The organism is Streptomyces sp. NPDC090442 (assembly GCF_044769405.1).
Lineage (GTDB): Bacteria > Actinomycetota > Actinomycetes > Streptomycetales > Streptomycetaceae > Streptomyces.
Map to the genome: position 1 here is coordinate 40,178 of NZ_JBIVXW010000059.1, position 18,696 is coordinate 58,873.

The following is an 18,696-nucleotide window of genomic DNA, read 5'->3' on the forward strand; positions in this document are numbered from 1 at the left end:
GGGCCGGCGGGTCAGCCGACCTCGGCGGGTGCCTCCTGGGTGGTCGGCGCCGCGGCCGGGCGCAGCGGCGGCACCGGGCGCGGCTGCCGGGCGACCAGGGCGAGGTAGGCGACGGCGGCGGTGGCGGCGGCCAGCAGGAAGCTCATGTCGATGCCGCCGGTGAGGTGCAGCAGCGGCCCCTCGTAGGGGGAGCCGACGGCCAGCAGGCCGACCGCGGAGCCCAGCGCCCAGGCGAGCGTGGCCCGCACGTTCCAGCCGGCCCGGAACCAGTACACGCCGCCGACCGCGCCGCGGTTGTAGACCTGGAGCGACTCCGCGTCGTAGACGCCGCGGCAGCGGACGAAGCCGATCACGGTGATGACCGCCCACGGCGTGCCGATGGCGGTCATCAGCAGGACGAAGGAGGTCATCGCGTTCTGCGCGTCCCACAGGAAGTGGCCGACGTACACCAGCAGGGTGGAGAGCGCGGCGACGACGTAGGTGGCCTGGGTGCGGGTGGCGCGCGGCAGGATCGCGTCCAGGTCCAGGCCCATGCTGTAGAGCATCAGCCCGGAGTTGCCGGCCGACCCGGCCGAGGCGTTGAGCAGCAGGAACACCAGGTACCACGCGGGTGCCCCGGCGACCAGGGGGCCGGCGTAGTCGGTGCCGGCGCCGACCGCGAGCGCGCTGAACGTGCCGAAGAGCTGCGGCACCAGCAGGCCGAGCACCAGCCCGAGGTAGGTGGCGCCGAAGACCGCCCGGGAGGAGTGGCGGCGCGGGGAGATGTAGCGGCTGTAGTCGCCGAGCAGGGTGATGAAGGCGATCGGGCCGCTCAGTCCGGCGGAGACCGCGGAGAGCAGCCAGGTCTGCCAGTAGCCGCCGAGCGCGTAGTGGACGCCGGGCACCGGGCCGGTGCTGAAGTGGTGGGCGTAGGCGAAGAGGCCGATCACCAGCAGGATCGTCAGGCCCACCGAGAGCACCTTGCTGAGCCGCAGCAGCACCTTGTAGCCGTAGACCGCGCCGACGGCGGTGGCCGCGGCCAGCACCGCGTAGACGAGCGTGTACGCCGCCCCGTCGGCCGGCAGGCCGGTGAGGCGGTGCAGGCAGTCGACCATCGCGTCGCCGCCGACCCACAGGGTCAGCGCGGTGTAGCCGAGCGAGAGCAGCAGCCCGATCACCGAGCCGATGAGCCGGCCGCGGACGCCGAAGAAGGCGCCGCTGGAGGTGGAGAGGTTGGTCGCGCTGCGCAGCGAGACCAGGGCGAGCGGCGCGGTCAGCAGCGCGCCGACCAGGGTGCCGGCGGCGAGGGAGGTGACCGAACCCCAGAAGCCGAGGCCGAAGGAGACCGGGAGCCAGCCGAAGATCACCACGCCGAGCGCGAGGTTCGAGCCGAGCAGGAGGGAGACCAGGTCGCGCGGGCGACTGGTCCGCTCCTCGTCCGGGACGGTGTCGACTCCGCGTTGTTCTATCGGCATGAGGGCTCCCCTGAGAGGCCGGAACGGCAGGTTTCGAAGCGGTGCTGGTGCGGTGCTCCGTCGGTGGGTGGGGCGTTCGTCGGCGATGCCTACGAAGCGGGTGCTCGCGCGGGCGAGGACTTTTGAGTGATGCTCTAAGAGCGATCAGTTCAAGCCATCCCTTAGAGCGACGCTCAATATGAAGCACGCTTCCGGGCTAGGTCAATGGTTTCGGAATGATGAATTCCGAGTTAGAGTGGCGCTCAATTCGAGCGGGAGGAAGGGACCGGATGCGGCTCACCCCGACGGAACGTGACCGACTGTTGTTGTTCGGCGCGGCGGAGCTGGCGAGGGCCCGGCGGGCCCGTGGACTGCGGTTGAACGTGCCCGAGGCGACGGCGTTGATCGCCGATACGGTCTGCGAGGCGGCGCGGGACGGGCGTCGCCTCGCGCAGGCCGTCGAGGCGGCGCGCAGTGTGTTGGGTCCCGACGATGTGCTGCCGGGGGTGGCGGATGTTGTCACCGAGGTGCATGTGGAGGCGGTCTTCGACGACGGTTCCCGGCTCGCGGTGGTCGGTGATCCGTTCCAGGGTGGCGGGCTCGGTGCGGGTGCTCCGGGTGCGGTGTTGCCCGGTCCGGCCGATCCGGAGCCCGAGCCGGCGTTGACGCTGGCGGTTCGCAACACCGCGAGTGTGCCGGTGAGTGTCACCTCGCACTTTCATTTCTTCGAGGTCAATCCCCGGTTGGAGTTCGATCGTGGTGCCGCCTACGGCATGCGGTTGTGTGTTCCGGCGGGTTCGTCGGTGCGGTTCGATCCCGGTGAGGCGAGCGAGGTCGGGTTGGTGCCGATCGGTGGTGAGCGGGTCGCGATCGGTTTCGCGGGGTTGGTGGACGGTCCGTTGGATGCGCCGGGTGCCAGGGCCGAGGCGCTGCGGCGGGCCGTCGCGTGCGGTTATCGGGGAGCGGAGGAGCGGGGATGAGTCGGGGTATCGATCCGCACGAGTACGCCGCGGTGCACGGTCCGCGGGCCGGTGACCGGGTCGTGTTGGGTGACAGTGGGTTGGTCGTCCGGGTGGAGTCGGACTCGCAGAAGCGTGGTGAGGAGTTCCTGGCCGGCTTCGGCAAGACCGCCCGTGACGGGTTGCATCTCAAGGCCGCCGCGGTGCGGGAGACCTGCGACGTGGTGATCAGCAACGTCCTGGTGATCGATGCGGTCCTGGGGATCCGCAAGACCTCGATCGGTATCCGTGAGGGGCGTATCCACGCCATCGGGCGGGCCGGTAACCCCGACACTCTGGACGGTGTCGAGGTCGTCGTGGGCACGGGCACCTCGATCGTCTCCGGTGAGGGCATGATCGCCACGGCCGGTGCCATCGACACCCACGTCCACCTGCTCTCCCCGCGGGTGATGGAAGCCTCGCTGGCCTCCGGCGTGACCACGATCATCGGGCAGGAGTTCGGCCCGGTCTGGGGTGTGGGTGTCAACTCCCCCTGGGCGTTGGGTCACGCGTTCGGTGCCTTCGACGCCTGGCCGGTCAACATCGGCTTCCTGGGCCGTGGTTCGTCCTCGGATCCGGCGCCGCTGGTCGAGGCGTTGGCCGAGGGGGGCGCGTTGGGTTTCAAGGTGCACGAGGACATGGGTGCGCACGCGCGTGCCCTGGACACCGCGCTACGGGTCGCCGAGGAGTACGACGTCCAGGTCGCCCTGCACAGTGACGGCCTCAACGAGTGCCTCTCCGTCGAGGACACCCTGGGTGTCCTCGACGGCCGCACCATTCACGCCTTCCACATCGAGGGCTGCGGCGGTGGGCATGTGCCCAACGTGTTGAAGATGGCCGGTGTGCCCAACGTCATCGGTTCCTCCACCAATCCCACCCTTCCCTTCGGGCGGGACGCGGTGGCCGAGCACTACGGCATGATCGTCTCCGTTCACGACCTGAAGACCGATCTGCCCGGCGACGCCGCCATGGCCCGTGATCGCATCCGGGCCGGCACCATGGGTGCCGAGGACGTGCTGCACGATCTGGGGGCGATCGGCATCACCTCCTCCGACGCCCAGGGGATGGGCCGGGCCGGTGAGACCGTCCGTCGGACCTTCGCGATGGCCGGCAAGATGAAGGCCGAACTCGGCCCGGCCGAGGGCGACGGCCCGCACGATGACAACGCGCGCGTCCTGCGCTACATCGCCAAGCTCACCATCAACCCGGCCCTCGCGCACGGCCTTTCGCACGAGGTCGGATCGATCGAGGTCGGCAAGATGGCCGACCTCGTGCTGTGGCAACCGCAGTTCTTCGGCGCCAAACCACAACTGGTCCTCAAGTCCGGCTTCCCCGCCTACGGCGTCACCGGCGACCCCAACGCCGCCACCGACACCTGCGAACCCCTGGTGCTGGGGCCGCAGTTCGGGGCGCACGGCGCCACCCCGGCCGAGATCTCGGTGGCCTTCGTCGCCGGCGCCGCGGCCCAGCAGGGCGGCGACACCCTGCCCACCCGCCGGCGCCGGGTCGCCGTCCGCGGCACCCGCGGCATCGGCCCCCGCGACCTGATCCACAACGCCCGCATCGGCGACGTCCAGGTCGACGCCCGCACCGGGCTGGTCACCCTCGACGGCGAGCCGATGCGCTCCGAACCGGCCGACACCGTCTCGCTGTCCAGGCTCTACTTCCTCTGACACCACCGGCCACCGGCCCGCACCCACCGCCCCGGGACGCCGTCCCGCCGCAACCCCCCTTCCGCCCGCGACCCCGCGCACCTCCCGAGGACCGAGGACCCGTATGAACACCCCCGCCGCCGACGGCTTCCGCATGCCCCCCGAGTGGGCCCCGCACGAGCGCACCTGGATGGCCTGGCCCGGCCCCAACTTCACCTTCGGCGCCGAGGGCGACGCCTCGCTCGCCGACGCCCGCCGCGCCTGGGCCGCGGTGGCCCGTGCGGTCCGGCGGTACGAGCCGGTGACCGTCGTCGCCGGCCCCGGCCAACTCGACGGCGCCCGCGCCCTGCTCGGCGACGGCATCGACCTCGTCGAACGCCCCCTCGACGACGCCTGGATGCGCGACATCGGCCCCACCTTCCTCACCGACGGCAACGGCCAACTGGCCGCCGTCGACTGGGTGTTCAACGGCTGGGGCGCCCAGGACTGGGCCGCCTGGGACCGCGACGCGCGGATAGCCGAGCAGGTCGCGGACCTCGCCGGCGCCCGCCGCTACGCCACCTCCCTGGTCAACGAGGGTGGCGGCATCCACGTCGACGGCGAGGGCACCGTCCTGCTCACCGAGACCGTCCAGCTCGACCCGGGCCGCAACCCCGGCCGCGGCAAGGAGGAGGTCGAGGCGGAGATCCACGCCCACCTCGGCACCACCAAGGCCATCTGGCTGCCGCGCGGACTGTACGCCGACTACGGCCAGTTCGGGACCCGCGGCCACGTCGACATCGTCGCCGCCTTCGCCCGCCCCGGCGTGGTGATGCTGCACACCCAGCCCGACCCCGACCACCCCGACCACGCCATCTGCACCGAGCTCGGCAAGCTGCTGCGCGCCGCCACCGACGCCCGCGGCCGGCACCTGGAGGTCGTGGAGGTCCCGGCGCCCACCGTCGTCGAGGTGGACGGCGAGCCGGTCGACTACTCCTACCTCAACCACCTCCAGTGCAACGGCGGCATCGTCCTGTGCGCCTTCGACGACCCGCGCGACGAGGAGGCGGCCGCGCTCTTCCGCCGGCTCTTCCCCGGCCGCGACGTCACCCTGGTCGACGCCCGTACGATCTTCGCAGCGGGTGGCGGCATCCACTGCATCACCCAGCAGCAACCGAGGGTCTGACCCACCAGCCCCGCCCCGACCCCGGAGGTCCCCGTGCCCGGTCCCGTACGCCGTCCCCGGCGGCGGCTCAGCCAGCCGCGCGAGCAGGTGCTGGCCGCGGCGATGGCCACCATCGCCGCCGAGGGGCTGGACCGGCTCACCATGGCGGGGCTGGGCCGCGAGGTCGGGATGAGCAGCGGCCACATCCTGTACTACTTCGGCACCAAGGACGAGCTGCTGCTGCAGACCCTCCAGTGGAGCGAGGAGCAGCTCGGCGCCGAACGCCGGGCCGCCCTCGCCCGCCGGGTCTCCGCCCGCGAACGGCTGGACGCCCTGGTCGACCTCTACCTCCCCGAGGGCCACCGCGACCCGCGCTGGACGCTCTGGCTGGAGGTCTGGGTCCGCTCCCAGAACGCCGACGACGAGACCCGCCAGCGCCAGCTCGACCTCGAACTGGCCTGGCACCGCGACCTGGTCGCACTGCTCGTCGAGGGCGCCTCCAAGGGCGAGTTCCGGCCCGTCGACGCGGAGCGCTTCGCCACCCGCACCCGCGCCCTCCTGGACGGCTTCGGCACCCACCTCGTCGTCGGCCTGCCCGGCACCGACCGCGACCGGGCGCGCCGCGAGGTCCGGGACTTCCTGGACGAGGCGCTCACCCCGCCCGGCGACCGCCCGCCGCCGCACCGGCCCGGACCGCGGCCGCCGTGACCGCAACGCACGCAAGTACGCGTGATCGTTGCCGCCGCCACCCTTGCCGAAGGGCCCGCTCTCGACGACCGTGATCGGCTATGGGACGAGAGCAGTGGAAGAAGATCTGGGTCGGCTCGGCCGGCAACATGGTGGAGTGGTTCGACTGGTTCGTCTACGCCAGTTTCGCGGTGTACTTCGCCGACGCGTTCTTCCCCAAGGGGAACGACACCGCCAACCTCATGAACACCATGGGGATCTTCGCCGTCGGCTTCTTCCTCCGCCCGGTCGGCGGCTGGCTGCTCGGCCGGGTCGGTGATCGCCGGGGCCGCAAGGCCGCCCTCACCCTGACCGTGACCCTGATGTCCGCCTCGGCCGTCCTGATCGCCGTCGCCCCCACCTACGCCGTCGCCGGCTACGGCGGCATCGCGGTCCTGCTGGTGGCCCGGATGCTCCAGGGCCTCTCGGTCGGCGGCGAGTACGCGGCCAGCGCCACCTACCTCACCGAGGCGTCCGCGCCCGAACGCCGCGGCTTCGCCTCCAGCTTCCAGTACGTGTCGATGACCGCCGGCCAACTGCTGGGCCTGGCCCTCCAGATCGTCCTCCAGCGCACCATGTCCGATCAGGCGCTGCACAGTTGGGCCTGGCGGATCCCGTTCATCGTCGGCGCGCTGGGCGCCGGCATCGTCTTCTACCTGCGCCGCAACATGCTGGAGACCGAGGTCTACGCCGAGGACGACCAGGCCAGCACCGACCCCGACCGCGGCACCATGAAGGCGCTGTGGGCCCACAAGCGCGAGGCGTTCCTGGTCATCGCCCTCACCATGGGCGGCACCGTGGCGTACTACACGTACACCACCTACCTCACCAAGTACCTCTCCGGCACCGCCGGGTTGTCCAAGCCCACCGCCTCCCTGGTGAGCTTCTGCGCGCTGTTCCTCTTCATGTGCCTCCAGCCGCTGGCCGGCCACCTGTCGGACCGGATCGGCCGCCGCCCGCTGCTGATCACCTTCGCGGTCGGCTCCACCCTCCTGACCGTGCCGATCATGACGATGCTCAAGCACGCCGGCTCCTTCTGGCCCGCGCTCGGACTGTCGCTGCTGGCCCTGGTCGTGGTCACCGGCTACACCTCCATCAACGCCTGTGTGAAGGCCGAGTTGTTCCCCACTGGCATCCGCGCGCTGGGCGTCGCGCTGCCCTACGCCATCGCCAACGCCCTCTTCGGCGGCACGGCCGAGTACGTCGCCCTGTGGTTCAAGAACGCCGGCATCGAGTCCGGCTTCGCCTGGTACGTCTCCGGCTGTGCGGCGGTCTCGCTGGTCGTCTACCTGACGATGCGGGAGACCCGCACCATCGACCTGGGCCGGGTCGGGACGGCGCGCGGCGACGGGACCGCGGACCAGGACCGGGTGCTCGCATCCTGAGACGACGACGTGTCGGGGGCGGTGGTGTGCCACACTGCCCCCGTGCTCTCGTTCGCCATGATTATTGGCAGCAGGCGCGCCGGTCCGCAGTGACCGCCCCGTACGACCCGAGTACGGCGTGGCCACCGTCGTCCCAGACCCGCGCGCAGACCTCTCGCACCCGCGAGGGGTTTTTTCGTTTCCGGGGCCCACCCCCTGCACCGGAGGCGCGGCGCGAGGGATCATGGAGGGACGGTGGAACCGGGCATTCCGGTAGACCGAGATCCGACAGGAGCCTTGACCAGCATGACGGACGTACCCGAAGCCGCCGTCCCCGACGACTTCCACGTATTCGACACCACGCTCCGCGACGGCGCCCAGCGCGAGGGCATCAACCTGACCGTCGCCGACAAGCTGACCATCGCCCGTCACCTGGACGACTACGGCGTCGGCTTCATCGAGGGCGGCTGGCCCGGCGCCAACCCGCGGGACACCGAGTTCTTCGAGCGCGCCCGCGCGGAGATCGCCTTCCGGCACGCCCAGTTGGTCGCGTTCGGCGCCACCCGCAAGGCCGGCGTCCGCGTCGAGGACGACCCGCAGGTCGCCGCGCTGCTGGACTCGGGGGCCCCGGTCATCACCCTGGTCGCCAAGTCCCACGTCCGGCACGTGGAACTGGCGCTGCGCACCACGCCCGAGGAGAACCTCGCGATGGTCCGCGACACCGTCGCGCACCTGCGCGCCCAGGGCCGCCGGGTCTTCCTCGACTGCGAGCACTTCTTCGACGGCTATGCGCTGGACCCGGACTACGCCAAGGCGGTCGTGCGCGCCGCGCACGAGGCCGGCGCCGACGTCGTGGTGCTCTGCGACACCAACGGCGGGATGCTGCCGGCGCAGGTGACCGCGGTGGTCCGCACCGTCCTCGCGGACACCGGCGCCCGGCTCGGCGTGCACGCCCAGGACGACACCGGCTGCGCCGTCGCCAACACCCTGGCCGCGGTCGACGCCGGCGCCACCCACGTCCAGTGCACCGCCAACGGCTACGGCGAGCGGGTCGGCAACTCCAACCTCTTCCCGGTCGTCGCCGCCCTGGAGCTGAAGTACGGGCGCCCGGTCCTGCCGCCCGGCAAGCTGGCCGAGACCACCCGGATCTCGCACGCCATCGCCGAGGTCGTCAACCTCACGCCCTCCACCCACCAGCCCTACGTGGGGGTTTCGGCGTTCGCCCACAAGGCCGGGCTGCACGCCTCCGCGATCAAGGTGGACCCGGACCTCTACCAGCACATCGACCCCGCGCTGGTCGGCAACACCATGCGGATGCTGGTCTCCGACATGGCCGGCCGGGCCTCGATCGAGCTCAAGGGCAAGGAGCTCGGCATCGACCTGAGCGACGACCGGGAGCTGGTCGGCCGGGTCGTCGAGCGGGTCAAGGAGCGCGAACTGGCCGGCTACACCTACGAGGCCGCCGACGCGTCGTTCGAGCTGCTGCTCCGCGACGAGCTGCGGCGGTCGGGCGAGGGCGGTGCGCCGCTGCGCTACTTCACCGTGGAGTCCTGGCGGGCCATCGTCGAGGACCGCCCCGACGGCACGCACGCCAACGAGGCCACCGTGAAGCTGTGGGCCAAGGGCGAGCGGATCGTCGCCACGGCCGAGGGCAACGGCCCGGTCAACGCGCTGGACCGGGCGCTGCGGGTGGCCCTGGAGCGGATCTACCCGCAGTTGGCCGCGATGGAGCTGGTGGACTACAAGGTCCGCATCCTGGAGGGCGCGTTGGGCACCGGTTCGACGACCCGGGTGCTGGTCTCCACCAGCGACGGCCGGGGGGAGTGGTCCACGGTCGGCGTCGCCGAGAACGTCATCGCGGCGTCCTGGCAGGCGCTGGACGACGCCTATGCGTACGGGTTGCTGCGGGCCGGGGTCGAGCCGCAGGGTTGAGCGTCGGCGGCGCGGGGGAGCGCCGCGGTCGTGGGGGCGTGGGCGGTGGTGGTCACCCGCCCCGCCCCCGCGTACCCGCTCAACTCCCCGCCCGTACCGCCGAGATGTCGAAGACCAGCTTGACCTTGTCGCTGACCATCACGCCGCCGGTCTCCAGCGCCGCGTTCCAGGTCAGGCCCCACTCCGAGCGCAGGATCTCGGCGCTGCCCTCGAAGCCGACGCGCTCGGCGCCGTAGACGTCGGTGGCCGCGCCGTTGAACTCCAGGTCGATGGTGAGCGGCTTGGTGACGTCCTTGATGGTCAGGTCGCCGGTGATCCGGTAGCCGTCGCCGCCGGTCGCCTCGGCGGCGGTGGAGCGGAACGTCATCCGGGGGAAGGTCTCGGCGTCGAAGAAGTCCGCGCCGCGCAGGTGGGCGTCGCGGTCGGCGATGCCGGTGTCGACGCTGGCGATGGTGACGTCGAGGGTGGCGGTGGAGCGGGCCGGGGCGGACCCGTCGAGGTGCAGGGCGCCCTCGTAACTGCCGAAGGTGCCGCGGACGTTGGTGACCATGGCGTGCCGGACGCTGAAGCCGATGCTGCTGTGGGCCGGGTCGATGGTGTAGTGGCCGGTCAGGGCGGCCAGCGCGGGGTCCACGTCCAGGACGGCGGTGGTCGCGGTCGGGGCGGGGGCAGCGGCGGGGCGCTTGCGGAACAGGGGCATGGCTCCTCCTCGGGGACGGCCGCGGGCGGGGAATGCGCGGCGCGGGGCGTTGAACCGTTCTTGTTTAATGTTCAACGAGATTCACGGTAGCGGGATCTCGTTTAACTTTCAACCTTTGTGATGGGCGGTTCCCCCGCACGAGTGGCGCCGGCTCCCCCCGGCGCGGTCATTGCCGCCCCGTCCGAGCCCGTGCTAGACCATCGGGAACTCCCAAGTGCGCAGCGCCACACCCCAGTTGACGCCACGGAGAGGAGCGACCATGTCGCCCGCCGCCCCGCCCGCCTGGTCGCGCCGAGGATTCCTGTCCGCCACCGCCGCCGGCACTCTGGCCCTCGCCCTCGGCCCCACCGCCCGGCCCGCCGACGCCGTCCCCGCCGACGGGGACGCCTACGCCGCCCTCCGCCGCCGCTGGTGCGACCTCGCCCTCGGCACCGGCTACGACCCCACCGCCGCCCCGTACGCCGGCGCCCTCAAGGAGATCGGCCGGCTCGCCGCCGGCTACCGCCGGACCATGCGCCCGACCGCCGACTCCCTCTGGCCGGACAGCCCCTACGACCCGCCCGCCGGCCTCACCCGCAGCTACGACCGGCTCGCCACCATGGCCCTTGCCTGTGCCCAGCCCGGCACCGGCCACACCGGCGACGCCGACCTCGCCGCCGCCGTCCGCACCGGCCTGGACCACCTCGACCGCACCGTCTACCACCCCGCCACCACCCCCTACGGCAACTGGTGGGAGTGGCAGATCGGCAGCCCCAGACTCCTCCTCGACACCCTCGCCGTCCTCGACGAGCACCTCCCCGGCGGCGCCGGCGACGCCCTGCGCGCCCGCTGCCTGGCCGCCGTCGACCACTTCGTCCCGGACCGCGCCCTCGGCTCGTACACCGGCACCAGCACCGGCGCCAACCGCGTCGACCTCTGCCGCGTCGTCGCCCTCCGCGGCGTCCTCGGCCGCGCCCCCGCCAAGATCGCCCTGGCCCGCGACGCGCTCTCCCCGGTCTTCCCCCACGTCACCCACGGCGACGGCCTCTACGCCGACGGCTCCTTCGTCCAGCACACCTGGGTCGCCTACTCCGGCACCTACGGCGCGGTCCTCCTCGACGGCCTCGGCCGGCTCTTCACCCTGCTCGGCGGCTCCACTTGGGAGATCACCGACCCTCACCGGCAGCTCGTCCTGGACGGCGTCGAGCACGCCTACGCGCCGCTGCTCCACGACGGGTTGATGATGGACAGCGTCAACGGCCGTGCCGTCAGCCGCGGTTACCTGCGCAACGACCCCCGGCACCTCCTGCACAGCGACCACCGCCACGGCCACGCCGTGCTCGCCGCCATCGCCCTGCTCGCCGAGGCCGCGAGCGCCGCCGAACGCGACCGCTGGCACGCCCTGATCAAGGGCCACGTCGCCCGCGACCGCACCCTGCCGGTCCGCACCGACCGCCAGTTCTCCGTCGCCGACCTCGCCCGCCTCGCCGCGGTCGACGCCGGCCCGGCCCCCGCCGCCCCCGAGCCCGTCGGCCACCGCCTCTTCCCCGCCATGGACCGCGCCGTGCACCGCCGCCCCGGCTGGACCGCCGGCCTGGCCATGGCCTCCGACCGCATTGCCCACTACGAGAACGGCAACGGCGAGAACAAGCGCGGCTGGCACACCGGCGCCGGCATGCTCTCCTGGTGGCCCGCGGGCCGCGCCGGCGACCAGTACACCGACGCCTTCTGGCCGACCGTCGACCCCTACCGCCTCCCTGGCACCACCGTCTCCACCCGGCGCCTGGCCGACGGCGCCGGCGGCCCCTGGGGCGAGCCGAAGCCCGACGCCCGTTGGGTCGGCGGCACCACCGACGGCAGCTACGCCGCGCTCGGCCAGGACCTCCGCGGCCTCGGCTCCACCCTCCGCGCCAGGAAATCCTGGTTCGCCCTCGCCGACTGCGTGGTCTGCCTCGGCGCCGGCATCACCTGCCGGGACGGCGTCCCCGCCGAGACCGTCGTCGACAACCGCAACCTCGGCGCCGGCGGCACCGCCGCCCTCACCGTCGACGGCGTCCGCCAGCCCACCGCCCCCGGCCGTCCCGCCGCCTTCCCCCGCGCCCACTGGGCCCACCTCGCCGGCCACGGCGGCTGGGTCTTCCCCGGCGGCGCCCCGCTGCACGCCCTGCGCGAGGACCGCACCGGCCGCTGGTCCGACCTCAACACCACCTCCACCACCGACCCGTACACCCGCCGCTACCTCACCCTCTGGCACGACCACGGCACCGACCCCACCGACGCCGGCTACGCCTACCTGCTGATGCCCGGCGCCGACCGGCGGGCCCTCGCCGCCCGCGCCGCCGACCGGCACTGGCTGACCGTCCTCGCCAACGACGCCGGCCGGCAGGCCGTCGCTGTCGACCCGCTCGGCGTCACCGCCGCCAACTTCTGGCGCGCCGGCACCGCCGGGCCGCTCACCACGGACGGCCCGGCCAGCGTCCTGCTCCGCACCCATCGCGCCCCCGGCCGGGCCGGCCGCACCGCGACCCTGTGCGCCGCGGCCCCCGAGCGCACCGGCGAACCCCTGGAGCTCACCTGGTCCCGGCCGGTCCGCGCGGTGCTCGCCCACGACGACGCGGTCGAGGTCCTGGCCACCGGCGACGCCCTGCGGCTGCGCCTGGCCCCCGGCACCGCCTGCGCCACCCACACCTGCACCGTGCTGCTGCGCTGACCGCCGCCGGCCGGGCCGCCGACCACCGACCGGCACAACGTCGCCCGCGCGTCGTTTGTCGGCACCACACAGACGCTGGACACCGCGTCCACCCCGCCACAGCCCAGCAGTCGGGCCGCGTGCAGCGTGGTTCTGTACCGCCTGCCCACGAAATCGCGCCCGACGTTGTACGAAACCGACATCGGTGTGTGGGGCCTCGCCCACGTACCGTCGATACATGACCACTGTCGAAGATGTGCCCGCCGGTGCCAACGACGCCCGCGGGCGCGTCGCCGAACTGCGCGCGATCCGTGAGCAGGTCCGGCGAGGCCCCAGCGAGCGAGCCACCGAAGCGCAGCGTGCCAAGGGCAAGCTGACGGCCCGCGAGCGGATCGACCTGCTGCTGGACGAGGGTTCCTTCAACGAGGTCGAGCCGCTCCGCCGGCACCGCGCCACCGGCTTCGGCCTGGAGGCCAAGAAGCCGTACACGGACGGTGTGATCACCGGTTGGGGCACGGTCCACGGCCGGACCGTCTTCGTCTACGCGCACGACTTCCGGATCTTCGGCGGCGCCCTGGGCGAGGCCCACGCCACCAAGATCCACAAGATCATGGACATGGCCATCCAGGCCGGTGCGCCCCTGGTGTCGCTCAACGACGGCGCCGGAGCCCGCATCCAGGAGGGCGTCTCCGCGCTCGCCGGCTACGGCGGCATCTTCCAGCGCAACACCAAGGCGTCCGGCGTCATCCCGCAGATAAGCGTCATGCTCGGCCCGTGCGCCGGCGGTGCCGCCTACTCGCCGGCGCTCACCGACTTCGTCTTCATGGTCCGGGACACCTCCCAGATGTTCATCACCGGTCCGGACGTGGTGCGGGCCGTCACGGGCGAGGAGATCACCCAGAACGGCCTGGGCGGCGCCGATGTGCACGCCGAGACCTCCGGGGTCGCGCACTTCGCCTACGACGACGAGGTCACCTGCCTCGAAGAGGTCCGCTACCTGCTGTCGCTGCTGCCGGCCAACAACCGGGAGAACCCGCCGGTGGTGGCCTGCGAGGACCCCGTCGACCGGAGCTGCGACACGCTGCTGGACCTGGTCCCGGCGGACGGCAACCGGCCGTACGACATGCGCAAGGTCATCGAGGAGATCGTCGACGACGGCGAGTACCTGGAGGTCCACGAGCGCTGGGCCACCAACATCATCTGCGCGCTGTCCCGCTTCGACGGCCGGGTGGTCGGCATCATCGCCAACCAGCCGCAGTCGCTGGCCGGCGTCCTGGACATCGAGGCGTCCGAGAAGGCCGCCCGCTTCGTCCAGATGTGCGACGCGTTCAACATCCCGATCGTCACGCTGCTGGACGTCCCCGGCTTCCTGCCCGGCGTCGACCAGGAGCACGGCGGCATCATCCGCCACGGCGCCAAGCTGCTCTACGCGTACTGCAACGCGACCGTGCCGCGGATCTCCATCGTGCTGCGCAAGGCGTACGGCGGTGCCTACATCGTGATGGACTCGCAGTCCATCGGGGCCGACCTGACGTACGCGTGGCCGACCAACGAGATCGCGGTGATGGGCGCGGAGGGCGCGGCCAACGTGATCTTCCGCAAGCAGATCGCCGAGGCGGATGACTCCGAGGCGATGCGGAGCCGCATGGTCAAGGAGTACAAGTCCGAGCTGATGCACCCGTACTACGCGGCCGAGCGCGGCCTGGTCGATGACGTCATCGACCCGGCGGAGACCCGGCACACGCTGGTGCGGGCGTTGGAGATGCTGCGGACGAAGCACGCGGATCTGCCGGCGCGCAAGCACGGTAACCCGCCGCAGTAGGGGAGTTGCGGCGCGCCCGTGGTGGGTTCCGCCGCGGGGCGCCGTGCTCGTTCCTTCTGCCCCTCGTTCCGCCACCCGTCTTTCATTCCGTCACGGAGAATCGAGATCGTCGTGAAGCCTGCCGATAGCAGTGTTGTTGCCGCTGCGCCCATCCGCGTCGAGAAGGGTCAGGCCAGCGAGGAGGAGCTCGCTGCGCTGACCGCCGTCCTGGTGGCCCGTGCCGCGCATCAGCCGGCGGCGCCGGTCCGGCCGCGTACGACGGCCGCTCGGTGGCGGCGGCTGGAGCGGCAGATGGGGTTCCACGGGGCGACCAGCTGGCAGCGGTGATGTACCGCTAGCTTGTTGCGCGTTCGGCGGCCCTCGCACCTTGGTGGTGTGGGGGCCGCCGTGTGTTTTGGCTGTTGCCGTTGTGGGGGCGGGCGCCTCTGGTGTGTGGATGAGGAATGACCGGGGCTTCGCTCCGGATCCTGCGGGCGCACCCCGGGACAGCCCCTCCGCCCCGCGCCGTCGCCGACTTTCCGATGGTGGGGCCGTGCGGCACCAGCCCAACTCGCGGGCCGGGACGCGCTGGTGGCCGTCCGCCGGTGAGGGCGTCCGTCGGCGGCTCAACTCGTGGGGTGGTGTGGGGCGTTCAGCCTTGCGCGGCTGTGATGGGGGTTGGGGTTGTGGTGGGGTGGGTGGGGCGGGGTTCGGGGAGTTCGAGGTACAGGGTGAGGAGGGCGGCTACCACGTAGAGGGCGGCGAAGATGATGACGACGCCGGCGGGGCCCAGGGGGTCGAGGAAGAGGCTGACGATGGCGGGGCCGACGAAGGCGGCGCCGCCGGCGCCCAGGTTGAGGAGGGCCATGGCGCCGCCCTTGTTGTCGGGAGCGAGGGCCGGGACGAGGGCGGAGATGGGGACGAAGCCGGCGAGGGTGACGCCGTAGAGCATGCCGACGAGGAGGGCGACCCAGTAGTGGGGGCCGACGGCCTGGGGGACGAAGTACAGGGTGAGGGTGGTCACCGCGCAGCCCAGGCCGCCGAAGGTGGCGATGGTGCGGCGCCAGCCGATCTTGTCGCCGATGACGCCGAAGAGCAGGTTGCAGAAGACGTTGGTGCCGTAGATGACGGCGAGCAGGGTCAGCCAGCGGCCCTCGCCGAAGCCCAGTTCCTTGCCGAAGAAGGTCGGGAGGAAGACCAGGAAGCCGAATTCCGGGGCGGTGTTGATGATGCGGACGAGGCAGCCGACGGCGACCTTGGGGTGGGTCCAGGCGATGGCGAGGCTGGAGACCAGGGACTGGACGGGTTTGACCTCGGGTGGGGCGAGGCGGGCGAAGCCGGTGCGTTCGCGGACGCCGAGGAGGCAGCAGGCGCCGCCCAGGACGATGATGCCGAGGGCGATCCAGAGGGTCCCGAAGGGGCCGAACCAGGGGTTGGTGGCGCCGGCGACGAGCGAGCCGAGGGTGGGCAGGCCGCCGGTGAAGGCGACGTAGAACCAGCCGACCGCGGTGCCCATGCGGGCCTTGGGGGCGGTGGCGGTGATCCAGACCAGGAAGCCGAAGGCGAAGAGCGGGTAGCCGAAGCCGCGCAGGCCGTAGAAGACCAGCATCAGCGGGTAGTTGTGCGGGCCGAGGGCGAGGGTGAGGTAGAGGACGTCGAAGACGATCCAGACGGCCAGGCCCAGTTGCATCACCCGGCGCGGGCCCCACAGGTCGGAGAGGGCGCCGGAGAGCCAGGAGGCGAGCATCACGGTGATGCCGTAGGCGGTGATGACGTAGGAGGCGCGGACCTCGGTACCGGCGCCGTGGTCGGCCATGAACGGCGCGATGAAGCCGGACTCCACCCCGTCGCCGACCATGAACAGCAACACGCCGAGATAGCCGAAGACCAGGGCCTTGGGGATGCCGATCCGGTCGAGGAGAGGGGATGCTGCCATTGCACGCCTCCGGCGGGTGCGGGTGTGATGGGAGCAGCATGAATCCTGTGAAGTTCACATGCAAGGTGTGATGCAGGGTTTTCTTGGCGGCAATTCTCACAGGATTGCGCGGGATTTCGGCCGCCAGGGGTGACGAATCTGTGATCTGGGTGTTAAATCCAACAGAGGCAGAAACAAAGGAGTGTGGCCTGATGACGACCGAACCCGCCGGCCTCGGACACCACCTGGAGACCTTCCGCGAGGACTGGTTGGAAGGGCTGGCCGACGCCTATGCGCGCACGGTCCGCCGGGTCCCGGGCGCCTACGGCATCGTCGGTCGCCACGCGCCCCGCCCCGGCAAGGTCGCGGTCGTCATCGGCGGCGGCTCCGGCCACTACCCGGCCTTCGCGGGGCTGGTGGGGCCCGGGCTCGCGGACGCCGCGGCGGTCGGCGACGTCTTCGCCAGCCCCAGCGCCGAGCAGGTCTACCGCACCGTCCGGGCCGCGGACGGCGGCGCCGGCGTGCTGCTCGCCTACGGCAACTACGCGGGCGACGTGATGCACTTCGGGCTGGCCGCGCGGCGGCTCGCGGCCGAGGGCGTGGCGACCCGGACGGTGCTGGTCACCGACGACGTGGCCAGCGGGCCGCCGCCGGTGGAGGGCCAGCCGATCGACCCGTCCCGGGACCGGCGCGGGGTGGCCGGCGACCTCTTCGTCTTCAAGGTCGCCGGCGCGGCCGCCGAGCGCGGCGACGACCTGGACTCCGTGGCCCGCCTCGCGGCCCGCGCCAACGACCACACCCGCACCTTCGCCGCCGCGTTCGCCGGCTGCACCCTCCCGGGCGCGGCCGAGCCGCTCTTCACCGTCAACGGCGGCACCACCGAGCTGGGCATGGGCATCCACGGCGAACCGGGGCTGCGCACCACCCGCCAACTGACCGCCGCCGAGCTGGCCGACGAGCTGGTCGGCAATCTGCTGCCGGAGCTGCCCGTGGGGGACGGTCGGGTCGCGGTGCTCCTCAACGGGCTGGGGCGCACCAAGTGCGAGGAGATGTTCGTGGTGTACCGGCAGGTCAACCGGCGGCTGCGGGCGGCGGGGCTGCGCCCCTTCCGGCCGGAGGTCGGGGAGTTCGTGACCTCCTTCGACATGGCCGGGGTCTCGCTGTCGCTGATGGCCCTCGACGACGAACTGGCCGCCCTCTACGACGCGCCCTGCGACACCCCGGCGTTCCGCAGCCTGCCCGGGGCGTACGGGCCCGGGGACGACCAACGGGCCGACGGGGCGGGGGAGTCGGAGGAGTCGACGGAGCCGGGGGCGAGCGCGGTCGCGGCGGTGGGCGGGCCCGTAGGGGGCGGTGGCGCGGCGCCCCTAGGGGACGGCACGACCCCCGGTGGGGGTCTGCCCGTGGCAGCGGCGTTGCATGCCGCGCTGGAGCTCGTCGCGGCCAACGAGGAGGAGTTGGGGCGGCTGGACGCGGTGGCCGGCGACGGGGACCACGGGATCGGCATCGTCCGCGGGTTGCGCGCCGCCGCGGCGGCCGCCGCCACCGCCGAGCCGGGGCCGGCCGACGACCCGCGGTCGGCCGGGACCGCGCTGCTCGCCGCCGGACTGGCGCTGGCCGACGCCTCCGGGGGCGCCTCCGGGGCGCTGTACGGCGCCCTGTTGGCCGAGACCGGCGCCGTCCTGCTCCGGGCCCCCGAGGACGCCCGCGGCGCCGCGCTGCTCGCGGACGCGGTGGACGCCGCCCAGCGGGCCGTCGGCGAACTCGGCGGCGCCGCCGTGGGGGAGAAGACCATGCTGGACGCCCTGGACCCGTTCCGGCGCGAGCTGCGGGCCCGCGCCGCACTGGGCCTGTCCAAGGCGTGGCAGGCCGCCGCGGAGGCCGCCACCCGGGCCGCCGCGGACACCGCCCACCTCACCCCGGCCCGCGGCCGCGCGGCCCGCATGGGGGCGCTCGGCTACGGCCACCCGGACGCCGGCGCGGTCTCGCTCGCGCTGCTGCTCACCGCCGTCGGCAACACCCTGCGCTGACCCGCCGAAGACACGACGAGGCCCCCGCACCTGGCAGGTGTGCGGGGGCCTTCGTCAATGCGGCGCGCGGGCCGGCGGGATGCCGGTACCGGGCCGTCAGCGCAGCCGGGCCATCAGCGCGTGCTCCACGAGCGTGATCAGCGCGCTCTTGGCCTCGCTGCGGTGCCGCGCGTCGGTGGTGATGATCGGCGCGTCCGGACCGATCTGCAGCGCCTCACGGACCTCGTCGGGCGTGTAGGGCTGGTGTCCGTCGAAGCCGTTGAGGGCGATGACGAAGGGCAGGCCGCTGTTCTCGAAGTAGTCGACGGCCGGGAAGCAGTCGGCGAGCCGCCG

At 72.6% G+C, this 18,696-nt stretch carries 13 protein-coding genes and 1 pseudogene; 10 read left to right on the forward strand and 4 right to left on the reverse strand.

The genetic code is table 11. The features are described 5' to 3' along the window. Positions 1 to 11: 11 nt before the first annotated feature. On the reverse strand, positions 12 to 1,454 hold the full coding sequence (locus ACIQU6_RS32460) for a cytosine permease (protein ID WP_403485306.1): 1,443 nt from the start codon (positions 1,452 to 1,454) through the stop codon (positions 12 to 14). Between the two features lie 269 nt (positions 1,455 to 1,723). On the opposite strand from ACIQU6_RS32460, the gene ureA reads away from it, so the two are divergent. From ureA to cimA, 6 genes are all read left to right on the forward strand, one after another. Next, the gene (ureA, locus tag ACIQU6_RS32465) at positions 1,724 to 2,413 is read left to right on the forward strand and encodes an urease subunit gamma (RefSeq protein WP_403485307.1); all 690 of its coding nucleotides are present in this window, start codon (positions 1,724 to 1,726) and stop codon (positions 2,411 to 2,413) included. After that, the gene (locus ACIQU6_RS32470) at positions 2,410 to 4,104 is read left to right on the forward strand and encodes an urease subunit alpha (protein WP_403485308.1); all 1,695 of its coding nucleotides are present in this window, start codon (positions 2,410 to 2,412) and stop codon (positions 4,102 to 4,104) included. The genes ureA and ACIQU6_RS32470 overlap by 4 nt, the downstream gene beginning before the upstream one ends. Positions 4,105 to 4,207: 103 nt before the next feature. Next, positions 4,208 to 5,248, forward strand: coding sequence for an agmatine/peptidylarginine deiminase (locus tag ACIQU6_RS32475; RefSeq protein ID WP_403485309.1), 1,041 nt, complete (start codon positions 4,208 to 4,210; stop codon positions 5,246 to 5,248). A gap of 33 nt (positions 5,249 to 5,281) precedes the next feature. Further along, a complete protein-coding gene (locus tag ACIQU6_RS32480; protein WP_403485310.1) occupies positions 5,282 to 5,935 on the forward strand; it encodes a TetR/AcrR family transcriptional regulator in 654 nt (217 codons plus the stop codon). Positions 5,936 to 6,015: 80 nt separating this feature from the next. Beyond that, positions 6,016 to 7,338: an MFS transporter gene (locus ACIQU6_RS32485; RefSeq protein ID WP_403485311.1), complete on the forward strand. Its 1,323-nt coding sequence runs from the start codon at positions 6,016 to 6,018 to the stop codon at positions 7,336 to 7,338. A 285-nt stretch (positions 7,339 to 7,623) separates the two neighbouring features. Continuing rightward, the gene (cimA, locus tag ACIQU6_RS32490; RefSeq protein ID WP_403485312.1) at positions 7,624 to 9,249 is read left to right on the forward strand and encodes a citramalate synthase; all 1,626 of its coding nucleotides are present in this window, start codon (positions 7,624 to 7,626) and stop codon (positions 9,247 to 9,249) included. A gap of 79 nt (positions 9,250 to 9,328) precedes the next feature. Here cimA and ACIQU6_RS32495 read toward each other — a convergent pair whose 3' ends face one another. Beyond that, the gene (locus ACIQU6_RS32495; RefSeq protein WP_403485313.1) at positions 9,329 to 9,949 is read right to left on the reverse strand and encodes a YceI family protein; all 621 of its coding nucleotides are present in this window, start codon (positions 9,947 to 9,949) and stop codon (positions 9,329 to 9,331) included. A 259-nt stretch (positions 9,950 to 10,208) separates the two neighbouring features. Here ACIQU6_RS32495 and ACIQU6_RS32500 point away from each other — a divergent pair, with 259 nt between their 5' ends. The 3 genes from ACIQU6_RS32500 to ACIQU6_RS32510 all read left to right on the forward strand — a co-directional run bounded on the left by ACIQU6_RS32500 (position 10,209) and on the right by ACIQU6_RS32510 (position 14,766). After that, positions 10,209 to 12,638 carry a polysaccharide lyase 8 family protein gene (locus ACIQU6_RS32500; RefSeq protein ID WP_403485314.1) on the forward strand — a complete coding sequence of 810 codons (2,430 nt, stop codon included), beginning with the start codon at positions 10,209 to 10,211 and terminating at the stop codon, positions 12,636 to 12,638. 217 nt (positions 12,639 to 12,855) lie between these two features. Next, the gene (locus tag ACIQU6_RS32505) at positions 12,856 to 14,439 is read left to right on the forward strand and encodes an acyl-CoA carboxylase subunit beta (RefSeq protein ID WP_403485315.1); all 1,584 of its coding nucleotides are present in this window, start codon (positions 12,856 to 12,858) and stop codon (positions 14,437 to 14,439) included. A gap of 111 nt (positions 14,440 to 14,550) precedes the next feature. Then, complete coding sequence (locus tag ACIQU6_RS32510; protein WP_403485316.1) at positions 14,551 to 14,766, forward strand: acyl-CoA carboxylase subunit epsilon; 216 nt, start codon at positions 14,551 to 14,553, stop codon at positions 14,764 to 14,766. 304 nt (positions 14,767 to 15,070) lie between these two features. On the opposite strand, the gene ACIQU6_RS32515 is transcribed toward ACIQU6_RS32510, so the two are convergent. Beyond that, the gene (locus tag ACIQU6_RS32515) at positions 15,071 to 16,354 is read right to left on the reverse strand and encodes an MFS transporter (protein WP_403485317.1); all 1,284 of its coding nucleotides are present in this window, start codon (positions 16,352 to 16,354) and stop codon (positions 15,071 to 15,073) included. 191 nt (positions 16,355 to 16,545) lie between these two features. Between ACIQU6_RS32515 and ACIQU6_RS32520 the strand changes: the two genes are divergently transcribed. Beyond that, entirely contained in the window at positions 16,546 to 18,363 is a 1,818-nt protein-coding gene (locus ACIQU6_RS32520; protein WP_403485318.1) for a dihydroxyacetone kinase family protein, read from the forward strand. A gap of 96 nt (positions 18,364 to 18,459) precedes the next feature. Here ACIQU6_RS32520 and ACIQU6_RS32525 read toward each other — a convergent pair. Continuing rightward, a pseudogene (locus ACIQU6_RS32525) lies at positions 18,460 to 18,696 on the reverse strand (ATP-binding protein); the annotation flags it as partial.